We start from the raw sequence: 15485 nt of genomic DNA, 5'->3' as shown, positions 1-15485 counted from the left end.
GAAGCGGGCCGGAAAGCCGCAAGGGTATCAGGACACCCGTGTGGGCGAGGCGCGGCTCGGAGGGGAAGGAGGATAAAAGATACGACGGCAGGTCCGCTCCCAGGGCGGCAGGCTCGTCTCGATCCGCGGCGAATCGGGGAGTGGGCACTGGCCGGGAACGGGGCCCGCTTCGCAGGAAAACACCACCGCCCCGGGGCGTACGCCTTTGGCCGCGCACACCAGCACCCCCTCGGCCGGGGCGGCCGGTTGCCCGTCGGTGGCGACCTGCTCCAGGCCGGGCAGGTGAACCGCCGTCGGCGAAGCGTCCGCTCCCACATAGGCGTGCAGCAGGGGCGCGAACACCTGCAGCAGGCAGAAAAACAGAGTGACGTAAAGGCGCAGCAGGCTCAATTTACGGGCCGGTCAAGATTGATTCCGGAAAGCTTAGCATCGCTTGGAGGTGGGAACAAGCCGCCGTTCCTGCCACTGCAACACCAAGCTGTAGAGCACCGGAAACACCAGCAGGGTGGCGATCATGACTGTGGTCATGCCGCCGAAGACCGGCATGGCGATGGGGCGGGCCACGTCGCTTCCGGTGCCGGTGCTCCAGAAGATCGGCGCCAGCCCCAGGATGGTGGTGACGGCGGTCATGACCACCGGCCGTACCCGGAGCGAGGTGGCTTCCTCCACCGCCGCCAGGATTTCCTCCCGATCCAGGGGCGCTCCCTTGGCCCGACGCCGGGATTCCACCTCCACGTCGATGTATTTGAGCAGGACCGCACCGGTTTCGGCGGCGGTTCCGGCCAGGGCGATGAAACCTGCCACCACCGCCACCGACAGGTTGAAGTCGTACCACCAGCACAGCCAGATGCCGCCCACCAGACCGACGGGAACGGTCAGCATCACCAGCAGCGGTTCGGTGAAGTTGCCGAAGGTGAAATAGAGCAGCAGGAAGATCAGCCCCAGGGTGACTGGAATGATGACCCTAAGCCTTTTGGCGGCCCGCTCCATGTATTCGAACTGGCCCGACCAGCTCACCGTATAGCCGGGTGGGATTTTCACCTGTTCGGCCAGCACCCGCTTGGCCTTGGCCACGAAGCCGCCGATGTCCGAAGTCTTGATGTCCACGTAGATCCAAGCATTGGGGCGCGAGTCCTCGCTTTTGATCGACGGCGGGCCGCGCCGCAGTTTCAGGTCTGCCACCTGGGACAGGGGGATCTGGGCGCCGGTGGGAGTGGGGATCAAAACTCGCTTGAGCATCTCCAGGTTGTCGCGGAAGGCTCTGGGGTAGCGCAGGTTGACCGGATAGCGCTCCAGCCCTTCCACGGTCCAGGTGACGTTCATGCCACCGATGGCGCTCTGGATCACGTCCTGGACGTCGCCGACGGTAAGGCCGTAGCGGGCCGCTTCGAAGCGGTCGATGTCGAAATCCACGTAGTAGCCGCCCACGGCCCGGTCGCCGAAAGCCGAGAGAGTCTCCGGCAGCGTCTTCATGGCCTGCTCGATGGCCTCGGAAAGCCGCTGCAGTTCGTTCAGGTCCGGGCCGGAGACTTTGATGCCGACCGGCGTCTTGATGCCGGTCGAGAGCATGTCGATGCGGGTCTTGATCGGCATGGTCCAGGCGTTGGCCAGGCCGGGAAAGCGGATCGCCCTGTCCATCTCCGCCATCAGCTCTCGGGTGGTCTTGGCCGGATCGGGCCATTGGTCCCGGGGTTTGAGCCTGACCGTGGTCTCGATCATCGACAGGGGGGCCGGGTCGGTGGCGGTCTCGGCCCGTCCCACCTTGCCGAAGACGTGATGGACCTCGGGAAAGGTCTTGAGGATCTTGTCGGTCTGTTGCAGGAGTTCACGGGCCTTGGTGATGGAAATGCCGGGGAACGTGGTGGGCATGTAGAGGATGTCGCCCTCGTCCAAAGGCGGCATGAACTCGCTCCCCAGGCGGGAAAAGGGATACAGGGTGGAGGCCAGCACTCCGGCAAGCAGCGCCAGGGTGAGGCCCCGCCAGCGCATCGCCCCGCGCAGGAGCGGCCGGTGGAGGGCATGGAGCGCGCGGGCCACCGGATTTTGTGCCTCCGGTAGAATGCGGCCACGGACGAAATAACCGAGCAGCACCGGCACCACCGTCACGGTCAGGACCGCCGCCGCCAGCATGGCGTAGGACTTGGTGAAGGCCAGCGGTCGGAACAGCCGGCCCTCCTGAGCCTGGAGCGCCAGGATCGGCAGAAACGCCACCATGATCACCAGCAGGGAAAAGAACAACGCCGGCCCTACCTCGCGCGCCGCCGCCCCGATCGCCTGCCAGCGCTCGGTGCCGGTCAAAGGCGCGCCCTTTTCCCGTTCGGCCCGCTCCAGATGCTTGTGGGCGTTTTCCACCATGACTATGGCGCCGTCCACCATGTCGCCGATAGCCACGGCGATTCCCCCCAGGGACATGATGTTGGCGCTGATCCCCTGCCAGCGCATCAGCACGAATGCCCCCAGGACGCCCAGGGGCAGACTGATGGCCGCCACCAGGGTGGATCGGGCGTGGAGCAGAAACAGGCCGATGACCAGGCTGACGATGACCAGCTGCTGGCTCACCGCGGTTTCGAGGGTGGCCACCGCCCGCTCGATCAGGTCACCACGGTCGTACACCGGCACGATCTCCACCCCCTCCGGCAGAGCGGCTTTGAGCTCCTCGAGCTTTTCCCGGACCCGACGGATGGTCTCCAGGGCGTTCTCGCCGGAGCGCATCACCACGATGCCGCCGGCCACTTCCCCCTCACCGTTCAGCTCCGCCAGTCCCCGCCGCAGCTCCGGCCCGAGATGGATGTCGGCCACATCCTTGAGGCGGATCGGGGTGCCGTTCTCATCCACCCCCACCGGCACGCTTTTCAGATCATCCAGGGTCTTGATGTAACCCAGACCGCGCACCATGTACTCAGTCTCGGACATCTCGATCAGCCTGCCGCCGACGTCGTTGTTGGAGCGGGCAATGGCCTGTTTGACCTTGGTCAGGGGCAGGTTATAAGCCAACAGGGCGTTGGGATCGACCTCCACCTGGTACTGCTTGACGTGGCCGCCGATGGAGGCCACCTCAGACACCCCGGGGACGGTCTGGAGGGGATAGCGCAGGGTCCAGTCCTGGAGCGAGCGCAAGTCTGCTAGATCGTGTTTGCCGCTCTTGTCCACCAGGGCGTATTCATAGATCCACCCGACCCCGGTGGCATCCGGGCCCAGGGAGGGCGTCACGCCCGGAGGCAGTCGCTTGCTGGCATAGTTGAGATATTCCAGCACCCGCGAGCGGGCCCAATACAGATCGGTGTCGTCTTCGAAGATGATGTAGACGAAGGAGTAGCCGAAGAAGGAATAACCGCGCACCACCTTGGCTTTGGGCACTGCCAGCATCGCCGTGGTCAGGGGATAGGTGACCTGGTCCTCCACTACCTGGGGCGCCTGCCCTGGGTATTCGGTGAAGATGATCACCTGCACGTCGGAAAGGTCGGGAATGGCGTCCAGGGGGGTGGTCCTCCAGGCCCAAATCCCAGCCCCCAGGAGGAGCACGGTCGAAAGCAGCACCAGAAATCGCTCGCGCAGGGACAGGGAGATGATTTTCTCAATCATGGCCGCCTCCGTGCTGCATGCCGTCCATATGCTTCATTCCCGGCATTTTCTGCTTCGCCGGCTCGGTGAACTTGGACAGCGCCTCTTGCAGCCTGGATTCGGAATCGATCAGGAACTGGCTGGAAACTACCACCTCCTCGCCTTCGGAAAGCCCCGCCAGGACCTCAACCCAGCCGTCGGCGGGAACGCCCAGCTCGACGATGCGCGGTTCGAACCGGCCCGGACCCTTGACCACGAAAACATGCTCCTTGAGACCGGTGCGCACCACCGCCTCGCTGGGGATGGTTAGCACGCCGGTTTTGGGGCGGGTGTGGAGGGTGGCGTTGGCGAACAGTTCCGGCTTCAGGATCAGGTCGGGATTGTCGAACTCTAGGCGGACCTTGATGGTGCGGGTCTTGGGATCGGCGTAAGGGTAGACGTAGACCACCTGCCCCCGGAACACCCGCCCGGGGACGGCGGTCAGGGTGATCTCCGCCGGATCGCCCACCCGCACCCAGGGCAGTTCGTATTCGTAGATGTCGGCATAGACCCAGACCTTGCTCAGATCCGCTATCAGATACAGCTCGGTCTGGGGGGTGACGTACTGGCCCTCGCGTACCCCTATGTGGACCACATAGCCGTCGAAGGGCGAATGGATATGGAGGCTTTTCATGATCCGGCCGGTCTGCTCCAGTTCGCGGATCTGGTGTTCCGGCACGTCCAGCAGCTCCAGCCGCTCGCGGGCGCTTTTGACCATCTCCCGGGCGCCATGGCTGATGTCCTCGAAGGGGCTGTCTTTCAGCAGGCGCAGGCTCTTGAGCGCCAGCAGGTATTCCTGCTCGCTGGAAACCAGCTGGGGGGAGTAGAGGCTCAGCAGCTCGGCATTGCGGGCGACGAATTCACCGGTTTCGCTGATATAGAGCTTTTCGATCCAGCCCTCGGTCTTGGGATGGAGGCGGGCGAGCAGGTCTTCGTCGTAGCTGACCCGGCCGACGGTGTGGATGGGGTGGGAAAAGTCGCGGCGAACCACCTTGGCGGTGCGCACACCGATGGTCTGGACCACGGTGGGATCGATCACCACCGTCCCCGGCGGGCCGCCGGCCTCTGTGGCGCCGGGACAGCCGGGCGGATAGACGGGGATGTAGTCCATGCCCATCTCGTCCTTGGCGGGCGTCTTGGAAGTGATGGCCGGGTTCATGGGGTGGCGGTAGAACATGGGCTCATCACAGCCGCCGGCGCTGACGGCAGAGGGCTTTGGCCCAACCTGACGGCTGGCCAGCCAGTAGCCGGACCCCAGACCCACACTCAAGGCGATCAGCACGATCACGATCCATTTCCACGGCATCATTTGGCTCCTTTTTGGCTTGTGACAGGTTTGCCGACGGCAGCTTCCAGCTTCGCCAGCGCCTGGCGCGCTTCGGCCAGGGTCTTCCAGTACTGGATTTCGTAGTTGTAGAGGGTGATCTGGGCGCTGACCAGGTTGAGGAAGTCCACTTTGCCCACCTGATACCCGGCCAGCATCGATGCCACCGTCTGGCGGGCCTGGGGGATGATGCCCCGGTCGAACAGCACCACCTGGTTGCGGGCACGGCGGTAGTCGGCCAGGGCCGAGGCGATCTCGGCGCGGACCCGGTTCCAGGTGTCTTGCCACTGGAACCGCTCGCGGATCAGTTCGCTCTGGCGCTGGTCCACCGCCCGGGCCTGCTTGGTGGCGAAATACAGGGGCACGCTCATGCTCAGCTTCAAGCTCAGGAAATCGGTGCGGCTGGAGCCATCCGGATTGCGGCCGCTGCGGAATCCGTGGGCTGCTCCCAGTTTGAAGTCCGGGAAGAAGTCTTTCTTGGCGAGCGCGACCCGGGTCTTGGCGGCCTCTATCTGTTTACGCACCCGCGCCAGCAGAGGGCGGTTATGCGCCGCCAAGGTGAACAGCCGGGCTTCCGCAGCCGGTTCCGGCAGTTGCCGGGGGGTGCTGCGGGGCAGGGTCACCGGAGTGTCCGCCGGGCGGTCGAGCAATGCGTTGATCCGGGCCGCTTCCTGCGCCCGCAGCCCCTGCAGCTGCAGTTCCCGGTCGATGAGGCGCGACAGTTCCAGCTGGGCCAGCAGGACGTCCTGCTGCAACCCCTGGCCCACTTTGTACTTGGTCTGGGCGATCTCGACGAACTGGCGCAAAAGGTTCTGGTTGAGGGAGACGATCTCCAGGGCACGATCGAGATAGAACAGCCGCCACCACAGACCTTCCACGTCGCGCCGCAGGCGCAGCCGCCATTCCTCGACGTCGTCGCCGGCGGCCCGCGCCTCCCATTCGGCCGCCTCGGCCTTGAGTCTCAGTTTGCCGGGGAAAGGGAACTTCTGGCTCAGCCCCAGCTGCAACTGGGTCATGGCCTCCTGGGGGATGTCGAAGGTATCGACCGGCAGATTGAGGGCGTTGAAGCTGATCTCCGGGTCCGGCAGGCTGCCGGCCTGATCCGGGAGGGTCCGAAGCGCCTCATAGCGGGCGCGGATCGCCGCCAGGGACGGGTTGCGGCGTTCCGCCTGCGCCAGGGCTTGTTCCAGGGTCAGTTGATCGGTCGTTTCGGCCTGGGCGATACCGAAGATCAGCATCAGGCCAAGCCACCAATAGGATTTCATGCGGTCTCCTCGCTTGGGGAACGAAATCGGGGTTCGCGGGCGCGAACCGGCCTGTCACCGGCGCAGGGCCGGTGTCGTCGTCAAGCGAGGATTCGGGGTGGTTTTCCAGGGGGCGGGAAGGTGTGACTAAGGAATGCCGGAAGGGAGCCGATCCCGGGCAGGGCTTCTGTCCCGCCGGCGACGACGAGGCCCGTCTCTGCCGGCAACGCCGTGGCCCCACAGCCGCAGGTGGACAGGGCCGTGCGACAGCGCTGACAGTGGTGAACGCAGCGTACGGCAGATTCCGGGGCTGCGGTTACGCTGGCCGAACGGGTGGCGGTGATTTCTGCGGATGAGGCCACAGGCTGCTTCCCCTCTCCGGCCGAGGCCAGGAAGGCGGAACAAACCAACAACAGATAGAACAGCGTCCTTGAAATCACCGTACTGGATTTTGATTTTGGATGACTGAAATATAGCGCAGTGGCGTCCTGAAAACCAGGGGTCGGACATCCTGTCCGGGGATTTTGGTTCTGATATACTTTCAACTTCAAGCGCTTGACCTGATATTTCGTCCGCCATGCCCTTTGCCCAGGAAGACCTCGAACAGCTTCGCCGCCTGATCCGCGAGGAGGTGGATGCCCGCCTTCCGGCCGGAACGGTCCGTTACGATCTGGAATTGCGGGACCGCATCCTCCGTGTGGAGGAGGAACTCAAGCATCAACGGGAGCTGATGGAACAGGGTTTCCGCCTCATGGACAAGCGCTTCGAAGAGATGCGCGAGGACATGAACAAGCGCTTCGAGCAGGTGGACAAGCGTTTGGAGCAGGTAGAAAAGCGCTTCGAGCAGGTGGACAAGCGTTTCGAAGAGATGCGCGAGGACATGAACAAGCGCTTTGAGCAAGTGGACAAACGCTTCGAGCAAGTAGAAAAGCGCTTTGAATTGGTGGATAAACGCTTCGAGCAAATGGACAAGCGTTTCGAACAGATAATCGAGTACAGCGAGAAGCGCTTTGCCCAGATCGATACCCGCTTCGAACGCCTGACCGAGCGCATCGATCGCTTCATGCGCTGGTCTTTCGCACTTACGCTCACCGTCGGCGGCCTGGTGGTGGCCACCATCAAATATCTGCCTTGAATTTTCGCCGTCCGGACGGGTTTCCAGTCCTCCGGTTGAGGACATAGCCATCCACCGGTGCGGTAAAAGGCAACAGCAGCATCCCTGAGGACCGCAGGACTTGGCACCGCTGGCGGATGTCGTGAATCCCGAGGGTCATGATCTCGTGACCGCGGCGGGGTTGATCGCGGTAAGTACCCAGCAGCCGGTCCCACCAAGGGGTGGTCGAATCCGAAGTTGCAGTTTTGCGCCAACCGGCGGTGGAAAGGAAAAAGGCCGGGTGTTTCCCGGCCTTTTCCCGTCTTATGGTGCCTTCCGCTTACCGGGCCCGGCCGGCCTCGGTGGCTTCGGGCACTTCGATCAGGCGGCCGGTCTTGCAGTCGTAGATGTAACCGTAGACCGGAATCTCCGCCGGTACCAGCGGGTGGGATTTGATCCGCACCACGTCATCGACCACGCTCTGTTTCTGGTTTTCGATGGTGAGCCAGCGGATGTACTTGCCCCAGGGCGAGCCGGGACCTTCGCCCACGTCCTTCCAGCCTTCCCCGGTCAGCTGAGCGGTCTTGAGGCTGCTGGCGAGCAGGTTCTCCATGATCTGATCGGTGAAAGTCTCCATGCCGCAGTCGGTGTGATGGATCACGAACCATTCCCGGGTGCCCAACAGCTTGTAGGAGATCACCAGGGAGCGGATGGCGTCGTCGCTGGCCCGCCCTCCGGCGTTGCGGATCACGTGGGCGTCTCCCTCGGACAGGCCGGCGTACTTGGCCGGATCGAGGCGGGCGTCCATGCAGGTGAGGATGGCGAAGTGCCGCGCCGGCGGCATCGGCAGGTCGCCCTTGTCGAAGGTGGCGGCATACTGTTCGTTGGCTTTCAGGACTTCTTCGACGATCTTGCTCATGTCGGTTCTCCTCTGGTGAGTTAACGTTGTGGTCGAATGACGATCTTGCGGCGGCGCGGCGTGGATTCTGCTTGCTTTTCGGGCGTCATCTCGAAGATCAACAGTACCGTCTCGCCGGCGGCGGCGTTTTCCGCCACCATCGGCTCGCCGGTTTCCCAGAACACCTGTCCCTGGCGGTAGATTTTGGCGCCTTCCTTGTCGATGATGCGGATTTCTCCCGAGAGCACGTAGCGGGGCCCGGGGCCCTTGTGGATGTGCTTAGGGGTGCGGAAGCCGGGCGGGAAGGTGACCCGGATCACCCGGGTGACGATATGGGCGTCCGGCAGGGTCACGGGACGGGCCAGCAATACGTCCCGTTGAAGCATGCCGGTCGCCCATGCCTTCGTGGCGATCAGTAGGACCAGACTGGTCAGTGTCAGTATGCGTTTCATCGCGAAATTTTCCTCTAGTAAGGCGTTTCCCGTCAACAGCGCCCAGATTACCACCTCCTAGTCCCAGGCCGTCCTGCCAGCCGGGTGGTCGCAGCACCGGCAGCTGCCCAGAGGCGGTTCGCCTATCACCCCGGAAACCGTCTTGTGCTGCCATGGGGCTGACTCCCCGGGCGGTCTATCACAAGCTCAAGCGTCATCGGCTGAATCCGGCCGGTTATCGTGCCGCCCCATCAAGGTAACCGCATTGATCGGGTTATGGCTCTGATATACTTCTGATCTTATAAGGTTTAGCGAATTCCGAAGAGTCCACCCGCCATGCCCTTTGCCGAAGAAGATCTCGAACAGCTGCGCCGCCTGATCCGCGAGGAAGTGGACGCCCGCCTTCCAGCCGGAACGGTGCGCTACGATCTGGAACTGAGAGAGCGGATCGTCCGGGTCGAGGAGGAGCTCAAGCACCAGCGGGAGTTGATGGAGCAGGGCTTCCACCTGATGGAGAAGCGTTTCGAGCAAGTGGACAAGCGCTTCGAGCAGATGCTCGAGTACAACGAGAAGCGTTTCGCCCAGATCGATGCCCGTTTTGCCCAGATCGATACCCGCTTCGAACGGCTGACCGAACGCATCGACCGTTTCATGCGCTGGTCCTTCGCTCTCACGCTCACCGTCGGCGGTCTGGTGGTGGCCGCCATCAAGTATCTGCCCTGAGTTCGGGGCATGCTATGATAAAAACATGAATCGTCTCCTTTGCTGCCTGTTGATTTTCACGACCCTGTGGATGGCCACCTGGCTGCTGACCGACGTCCATGTGGTGCACGCAGCCGGTGATCATCAGCTTCACCCGCTGTTTTCGATGCAGCCGGAAGCGGGAAAAGAGGCGGTTCACGGCGATCCGGGAGACGATTCCTGTCATTTCTGCAGTTACGATCACGGCGGTCATGTGGGAGGGATGGCCTTACCGCCTGACTTCACCGTCGCCGTCCTCACGCCTCCCGACAGCTGGCCGCCGCCTTACCGTTCCCATTTCTCTCCCCTGATCCGCCCGCCCACACCCCGCCCTCCCATCGTCTGAGGCGCGCTGTCTTCCAGCCGGCGCCCTGCGCGCTGGTTGTCCGTTCGTGCCCGCTCGATTCGTGGAGGAAATTTCATGCAGGTATTCCCTGGCGGAACCGTATTCGCCACCGGCGGCCGATCGTTTTTGCTGGCCGCTTTGATCGTCACCATGCCCGGACAGGCGGCGGTCCCGGAACCGCCGCCCCCTGCGGCAGAGTCTTCCGGGGCCGAAGCGCCGGTCCCCAAGATCCTTAACCTGAGAACGGCTCTGGCCCTGAGCCTGCGCCACAACCCCCGCCTCAACGCCGCCACCTGGGAAATCCAGGTCCGCGAAGCGCGCAGGATTCGGGCCGGACTGTTGCCCAACCCGCGTCTCAGAATCGCCGTGGAGGATTTCGGGGGGTCCGGCAGCCATCGCGGCTACAACGTCGCCGAAACCACCTTGATGCTGAGTCAGCTGATCGAGCTGGGGGGCAAGCGCGGCAAGCGCCACCGTCTCGCCAGCAGTGAACGCGACCTGGCGATCTGGGACTACGAGGCCCGGCGGCTGCAGACTGCTCTGAGCACCCGTCAGGCGTTCATCGAGGTGCTCGCCGCCCAGGAGGAACTGGCGCTGTCCCAGCGTATGGAGGCTCTGGCGGAGCGGCTGTACGCTACTGTCGACGCCCGGGTGCGGGCCGGTGAAGTGTCGCGCCTGCAACGTTACAAGGCGCGGGTGGAACTGGCCCAGGCCCGTCTGGCCAGCGCCGAGGCCCGCACTCGGCTGGCGGATGCCCGCCAGCGCCTGGCTGCCTCCTGGGGGGATCTGGTCCCGCGCTTCGATCGCGCCGTCGGCGATCTGAGCCGGCTGGCCTCCCTTCCCCCGCTGGAAACGCTGGTCGCCCGGCTGGCGCAGAATCCTGATGTGGCCCGTTGGGCCACCGAGATGGTACGGCGTCAGCGCCAGCTGGAATTGGCGCGGGCATTGACGATTCCCGACCTGACGGTCCGGGGCGGTGTCCGCCAATATGCCGAAAACGGTGATGTGGCAGCGGTCGCCGTGTTTCAGGTGCCTTTGTTTCTGTTCAACGATCAGCGCACACAGGTGACGGAGGCCCGGGCCGGACTGGGACAGGCCGAACAGCGCCGCCGTGCCGCCCTGGTGGAAGCCCGCCGCCAGCTGGTCGCCGCCTATCAGCGCTGGCGCCGGGCAGACGTGCAGGCCCGATTGCTGCGCGACGAGGTGCTGCCCAACGCCGAGGCGGCGTTCACGGCGATCCGGGACGCCTACCGTCTCGGTAAGGTCGGCGTTCTCGACCTGATCGACGCCCAGCGCACCCTGTTCACCGCCAGGCGCCGCCAGCTGGCGGCCTGGATGGCCTGGCATCTCTGGCAAGCGGCGGTCGAGCGTCTGCTCGGCAGTCTGCCGCAGGATTCCACCCTACCTGTTCACGAGGCATCGTCATGAAAATTTCCCTTTGGATCGTATTGTTGACCGGCCTGCTGCTCGCACGGGCACCGGCCGCCGGAGAACCACAGCACGAAGACCATGAACATGAGCACGAACACGAAGCGCTGCATTTGGCGCCGGCGGTGCTGAAGGAGTTCGGTATCGAGCTGGCCACCGCCGCCCGCGGCAGGCTGGCGCTGACTCGTCATCTCAGCGGCGAAGTGGTGGCCGCTCCCGATCGTCTCTATCATGTGGTGCCCCAGGTAGCCGGCATCGTCCGGCAGGTGTTCAAAGAAGTGGGGGACCGGGCCGAAGCCGGCGAGCCGCTGGCGCAGCTCAGCAGCCGGGAACTGGCCCAGGCCCGGGCCGAGCTGCTGATTGCCAAGAGCCGGTTGGATCTGGCCAATGCCAATCTGGCCCGCGAAAGGCAACTGTACCGCAAGGGGATCACCTCCAGACGGGAATTCCTGCAGACCCAACAGGCCCAGATCGCCGCCGCCGTCGCCCTGGACGCGGCCCGCCACCGCCTCCAGGCCCTTGGGCTGACCCGGGCGGAGATCGACCGTCTGCTTGAGAACCACCAGGAGGTGGACCTGTCCCGCTATCTGCTGCGGGCGCCTGCGACCGGTCAGGTGATCGAGAAGCACGCGGCTCTGGGGGAGTTCCTTCGCAGTGACCGCAGCGCCTTCGTGCTCGCTGATCTGAGTCGGGTCTGGGTCTTGCTGACGGTGTATCAGAAAGACCTGCCCGACGTGCGTCCCGGCCAGCCGGTGCGCATCGGGGCGGAAGGGTTCGAGCCAGCCGAAGGTACGATCGACTACGTCAGCCCCGTGCTCGACGAAGCCACCCGCACCGCCCAGGCTCGGGTGATTCTGGACAATCCCGGGCGGCTGTGGCGGCCGGGGATGTTCGTGGGGGCCGAGGTGACCGTGGCTGAGGTCGAGGGACTGGTGGTCCCGGCCGAAGCGGTGGTGGCGATCGAGATGCAGCCGATGGTGTTCGTGCGCGAGGACGACCGTTTCGAGCCGCGTCCGGTCCGGCTGGGCCGGCGCAACCCCTGGCAGGTGGAAATTCTTTCCGGTCTGCGGCCCGGTGAGACCTACGTGGCCCGTCACGCCTTTCTGCTCAAGGCCGAACTCGGCAAGGGCGAAATGGACGCCGGTCATCACCACTGAGGGAGGCAGACATGATCGAACGACTCATCGAATTTTCCCTCAAAAACCGCCTGCTGATCGGTGTGCTGCTGGTATTGGTGATGGCGGCCGGATTCCACAGCTATCGGCAACTGCCGGTAGACGCCTTTCCCGACGTCTCGCCCAACCTGGTCCAGGTGTTCACCCTCACCGAGGGACTGGCCCCCAACGAGGTGGAGATGTACGTCACCTATCCGGTGGAGGCAGCCATGACCGGCTTGCCGGGCATCGAGAAGATCCGCTCGGTGTCCAACTTCGGTCTGTCGGTGGTGAACGTCTATTTCAAGGACGACATGGACATCTACTTCGCCCGCCAGCTGGTCAACGAGCGTCTGCAGGAGGCCCGCGAGCAGATCCCGCCCGGCTTCGGCAATCCGCAGATGGGGCCCATTTCCACCGGTATGGGGCTGGTGTTGTTCTACTATCTGGAGGACAGCACCGGACGTTATTCCCTGGAAGAGCTGCGCACCCTGCAGGACTGGGTGGTCAAGTTCAACCTCCAGACCGTGCCCGGGGTCACCGAAGTGCTCGGCATCGGCGGCTTCGAGAAGCAGTACCAGGTGGTGGTCGATCCCGACGCCCTGTTGAGCTACGATCTCACCCTGGCGGAACTGGTCCACCGCATCGAAGCCAACAATCTCAACGTCGGCGCCCAGTATCTGGTGATGGGGGGAGAACAGCTCATCGTCCGTTCCGTCGGATTGGCCAAGGGCATCGACGATCTGGGCAACATCGTGGTCAAGACCGTGGATGGCCGCCCGGTCTATCTGCGCCAAGTGGCCGACATCCGCATTGGCGGGGCGATCCGCTACGGGCTTCAGACCCGCAATGGCGAAGGCGAGGTGGTCGCCGGCATGGTGATCAAGCTCTACGGCAGCAACGCCTCCACCGTGATCGAGCGGGTGGAGAAGAAAATCGCCGAGATCAACCGCGCCCTGCCGGAAGGGGTCCGGATCAAGCCGTACTACCAACAGAAGGACATCGTCGAGGCAGCGGTGCACACCGTCACTTCGGCCCTGGTCCAGGGCATCGTCCTGGTGGCTCTGGTGCTGCTGGTTTTCATGGGCGGTTTCCGCCCCAGTCTGGTGGTGGCGGTGGCGATCCCGTTTTCGGTGCTGTTCGCTTTCATCGCCATGAAGTGGCTCGGCATGTCGGCCAACCTGATGTCCCTGGGCGGACTGGCCATCGCCATCGGCATGATGGTGGACGGCACCATCGTCATGGTGGAGAACGTGGACCGCCATCTGGCCCTGGCGCCCGCCGACGAACCCCGCTGGCACGTGGTGCGGCGTGCCTGTCTGGAGGTGGGCCGGCCCATCGTCTTCGCCATCGCCATCATCATCGTGGTGTTCCTGCCCCTGTTCACCTTGCAGGGCGTGGAAGGCAAGACCTTCCGTCCCTTGGCCTACACCGTGGCTCTGGCGATGCTGGGGTCGCTGATCTACGCCCTGTTGGCGGCGCCGATGGTGAGTGATCTGTTGTTGCGGCGCAAGCGTGCCCAAAGTGGAGGGGACAGGCTTGCCGGGAGTGTGGATGGCCCGGACGGCCATCCTCAAGCCCCCAGGGAAGGGTTCACGGCGTCTCCCGGCGAGTCTGTCCCCTCCGCTTCCCAGGAAGTCTGGCTGGTCCGCAAGCTGCTGGCTTTCTACCGCCCCTGGGTCGCCTGGTTCGTCCACCATCCCAAGGCGGCGATCGGACTGGCGCTGGGTCTGTTCGTGGTAGGATCGGCGGTGTTTCCCTTTCTCGGTTCCGAGTTCACCCCCAAGCTGCGTGAGGGCACCCTGGTGGTGCGTCTGACCATGGCGCCCTCCATTGCGCTGGAGGAAAGCAAACGCCTGACCCTGATCGCCGAACGGCGGCTGATGGGCATTCCCGAAGTGGTCGGGGTCACCAGCCGCATCGGCCGCGGCGAAGTAGGGGCCCACACCGATCCGGTCAACTCGGCGGAGATGTACGTGCTGCTCAAACCCAAGGACCAGTGGCGCCGGCCCGGGGACCAGGAATTCGTCGAGGCCGAAGTGCGAAAGAAGCTCCAGGGGATGCCCGGCATTCTGGTCAACCTGACCCAGCCCATCGAGATGACCGTGGACGAACTGCTCGAAGGGGTGCGGGCCGAGCTTGCGATCAAGCTGTTCGGCGATAACCTCGACGTCCTCAAGGCCAAGGCTGATGAGATCGCCGCCGTGGTGCGCCAGGTCCAGGGCGCCGCCGACGTGCAGGTGGCCCAGGTGAGTGGCACGCCGCAGCTCCTGATCCGCCCGGACCGGGAGAAAGTGGCCCGCTATGGCCTTAACATCGAGGACGTGCAGGCCACGTTGCGGACCGCCGTGGGCGGCGAAACCGCCGGTCAGGTGTTCGAAGGCATCCGCCGCTTCGACATCTACGTGCGCTACCGCAAGGACGCCCGCGACACCCCGGCGGCCATCGCCGAGCTGCTGGTGCCGGGGCCCGGCGGCATCCGCGTGCCCCTGTCCCAGGTGGCCGAAATCCGTCCCGTGGTCGGCCCGCGCCAGATCACCCGGGAGAACAATCAGCGCTTCATCACCATCCAGGCCAATGTGGTGGGCCGCGACATCGGCTCCTTCGTCGCCGAGGCCCAGGAAGCCATCGATGCCCGAATCAAGCTGCCGCCGGGCTATCTGGTGACCTGGGGCGGTCAGTTCCGTCTCCAGCAGGAGGCCAACAAGCGCCTGGCGGTGGTGGTGCCGATCACTCTGCTGGGGGTGGCGTTGCTGCTCTACAGCAGCTTCGGCTCGGTCAAAAACACCGCCCTGATCCTGCTCAACATCCCCCTGGCCCTGGTGGGTGGCGTGCTGGCCCTGGGACTGACCGGCCAGCATCTGTCGGTGCCGTCTTCGGTGGGCTTCATCGCCCTGTTCGGCATCGCCCTGGAGAACGGCATGGTGCTGGTGACCTATCTGAACCAGTTGGTGCGCGAGGGATTGTCCCTGACAGAGGCTTCGGTCCGTGGCGCCTGCCTGCGCCTGCGGCCGGTGCTGATGACCGCGGTCACCACCGCTCTGGGTCTGATCCCGCTGCTGGTTTCCAGCGGCACCGGTTCCGAGGTGCAGCGCCCCCTGGCGACGGTGGTGATCGGCGGTCTGGTCACTTCCACGGTGCTGACGCTGCTGGTGCTGCCAGCGTTGTACCGCTGGTTCGCCATCGAAGCAGAAGAGAGTCATTGACATGGGGTGTGGTTGCGAAG

12 protein-coding genes are annotated in these 15485 nt (G+C 64.3%); 6 read left to right on the top strand and 6 right to left on the bottom strand.

All coding sequences use genetic code 11. The annotated features are described in order from the left end of the window. Window positions 1–27: 27 nt before the first annotated feature. The 4 genes from MIN45_RS03415 to MIN45_RS03400 are packed head-to-tail and all read right to left on the bottom strand — an operon-like array spanning window position 28 to window position 6189. The gene (locus MIN45_RS03415; RefSeq protein ID WP_286293390.1) at window positions 28–390 is read right to left on the bottom strand and encodes a hypothetical protein; all 363 of its coding nucleotides are present in this window, start codon (window positions 388–390) and stop codon (window positions 28–30) included. 33 nt (window positions 391–423) lie between these two features. Further along, the gene (locus MIN45_RS03410) at window positions 424–3582 is read right to left on the bottom strand and encodes an efflux RND transporter permease subunit (RefSeq protein ID WP_286293389.1); all 3159 of its coding nucleotides are present in this window, start codon (window positions 3580–3582) and stop codon (window positions 424–426) included. Further along, entirely contained in the window at window positions 3575–4909 is a 1335-nt protein-coding gene (locus tag MIN45_RS03405; protein ID WP_286293388.1) for an efflux RND transporter periplasmic adaptor subunit, read from the bottom strand. The genes MIN45_RS03410 and MIN45_RS03405 overlap by 8 nt, the downstream gene beginning before the upstream one ends. Beyond that, window positions 4906–6189 carry a TolC family protein gene (locus MIN45_RS03400; RefSeq protein ID WP_286293387.1) on the bottom strand — a complete coding sequence of 428 codons (1284 nt, stop codon included), beginning with the start codon at window positions 6187–6189 and terminating at the stop codon, window positions 4906–4908. The genes MIN45_RS03405 and MIN45_RS03400 overlap by 4 nt, the downstream gene beginning before the upstream one ends. A 556-nt stretch (window positions 6190–6745) precedes the next feature. On the opposite strand from MIN45_RS03400, the gene MIN45_RS03395 reads away from it, so the two are divergent. Then, on the top strand, window positions 6746–7303 hold the full coding sequence (locus tag MIN45_RS03395; protein ID WP_286293386.1) for a hypothetical protein: 558 nt from the start codon (window positions 6746–6748) through the stop codon (window positions 7301–7303). Window positions 7304–7601: 298 nt separating this feature from the next. Here the strand turns inward: MIN45_RS03395 and MIN45_RS03390 are convergent, their stop codons facing one another. Both MIN45_RS03390 and MIN45_RS03385 read right to left on the bottom strand, forming a co-directional pair. Then, window positions 7602–8180 carry a beta-class carbonic anhydrase gene (locus MIN45_RS03390; RefSeq protein ID WP_286293385.1) on the bottom strand — a complete coding sequence of 193 codons (579 nt, stop codon included), beginning with the start codon at window positions 8178–8180 and terminating at the stop codon, window positions 7602–7604. A gap of 20 nt (window positions 8181–8200) precedes the next feature. Further along, window positions 8201–8611, bottom strand: a complete 411-nt coding sequence (locus tag MIN45_RS03385) for a cupin domain-containing protein (protein WP_286293384.1) — start codon at window positions 8609–8611, stop codon at window positions 8201–8203. A gap of 315 nt (window positions 8612–8926) precedes the next feature. Between MIN45_RS03385 and MIN45_RS03380 the strand changes: the two genes are divergently transcribed. From MIN45_RS03380 to MIN45_RS03360, 5 genes are all read left to right on the top strand, one after another. After that, window positions 8927–9313 carry a hypothetical protein gene (locus MIN45_RS03380; protein WP_286293383.1) on the top strand — a complete coding sequence of 129 codons (387 nt, stop codon included), beginning with the start codon at window positions 8927–8929 and terminating at the stop codon, window positions 9311–9313. Window positions 9314–9338: 25 nt separating this feature from the next. After that, window positions 9339–9677 (top strand): hypothetical protein, encoded by a 339-nt coding sequence (locus MIN45_RS03375; protein ID WP_286293382.1) that lies wholly within the window; start codon window positions 9339–9341, stop codon window positions 9675–9677. A 75-nt stretch (window positions 9678–9752) separates the two neighbouring features. After that, a complete protein-coding gene (locus MIN45_RS03370) occupies window positions 9753–11105 on the top strand; it encodes a TolC family protein (protein WP_286293381.1) in 1353 nt (450 codons plus the stop codon). Beyond that, window positions 11102–12262, top strand: a complete 1161-nt coding sequence (locus tag MIN45_RS03365) for an efflux RND transporter periplasmic adaptor subunit (protein WP_286293380.1) — start codon at window positions 11102–11104, stop codon at window positions 12260–12262. Before MIN45_RS03370 ends, MIN45_RS03365 begins: the two co-directional genes overlap by 4 nt. 11 nt (window positions 12263–12273) lie before the next feature. Further along, window positions 12274–15465 (top strand): efflux RND transporter permease subunit, encoded by a 3192-nt coding sequence (locus MIN45_RS03360; RefSeq protein WP_286293379.1) that lies wholly within the window; start codon window positions 12274–12276, stop codon window positions 15463–15465. Window positions 15466–15485 lie beyond the last annotated feature (20 nt).

It is taken from the genome of Methylomarinovum tepidoasis, assembly GCF_030294985.1.
GTDB classification, from domain to species: Bacteria; Pseudomonadota; Gammaproteobacteria; order Methylococcales; family Methylothermaceae; genus Methylohalobius; species Methylohalobius tepidoasis.
The sequence above is the reverse complement of the archived record's forward strand: the minus strand, read 5'-3'. Positions and strand labels throughout refer to the sequence as shown.

What these genes read in the sequence shown, in the direction of transcription:
- MIN45_RS03405 (WP_286293388.1), bottom strand. Translation starts at nt 4,909, where the DNA reads ATGATGCCGTGGAAATGGATCGTGATCGTGCTGATCGCCTTGAGTGTG.
- MIN45_RS03400 (WP_286293387.1), bottom strand. Translation starts at nt 6,189, where the DNA reads ATGAAATCCTATTGGTGGCTTGGCCTGATGCTGATCTTCGGTATCGCC.
- MIN45_RS03360 (WP_286293379.1), top strand. Translation starts at nt 12,274, where the DNA reads ATGATCGAACGACTCATCGAATTTTCCCTCAAAAACCGCCTGCTGATC.
- MIN45_RS03370 (WP_286293381.1), top strand. Translation starts at nt 9,753, where the DNA reads ATGCAGGTATTCCCTGGCGGAACCGTATTCGCCACCGGCGGCCGATCG.
- MIN45_RS03385 (WP_286293384.1), bottom strand. Translation starts at nt 8,611, where the DNA reads ATGAAACGCATACTGACACTGACCAGTCTGGTCCTACTGATCGCCACG.
- MIN45_RS03410 (WP_286293389.1), bottom strand. Translation starts at nt 3,582, where the DNA reads ATGATTGAGAAAATCATCTCCCTGTCCCTGCGCGAGCGATTTCTGGTG.
- MIN45_RS03365 (WP_286293380.1), top strand. Translation starts at nt 11,102, where the DNA reads ATGAAAATTTCCCTTTGGATCGTATTGTTGACCGGCCTGCTGCTCGCA.
- MIN45_RS03390 (WP_286293385.1), bottom strand. Translation starts at nt 8,180, where the DNA reads ATGAGCAAGATCGTCGAAGAAGTCCTGAAAGCCAACGAACAGTATGCC.
- MIN45_RS03380 (WP_286293383.1), top strand. Translation starts at nt 8,927, where the DNA reads ATGCCCTTTGCCGAAGAAGATCTCGAACAGCTGCGCCGCCTGATCCGC.
- MIN45_RS03395 (WP_286293386.1), top strand. Translation starts at nt 6,746, where the DNA reads ATGCCCTTTGCCCAGGAAGACCTCGAACAGCTTCGCCGCCTGATCCGC.
- MIN45_RS03375 (WP_286293382.1), top strand. Translation starts at nt 9,339, where the DNA reads ATGAATCGTCTCCTTTGCTGCCTGTTGATTTTCACGACCCTGTGGATG.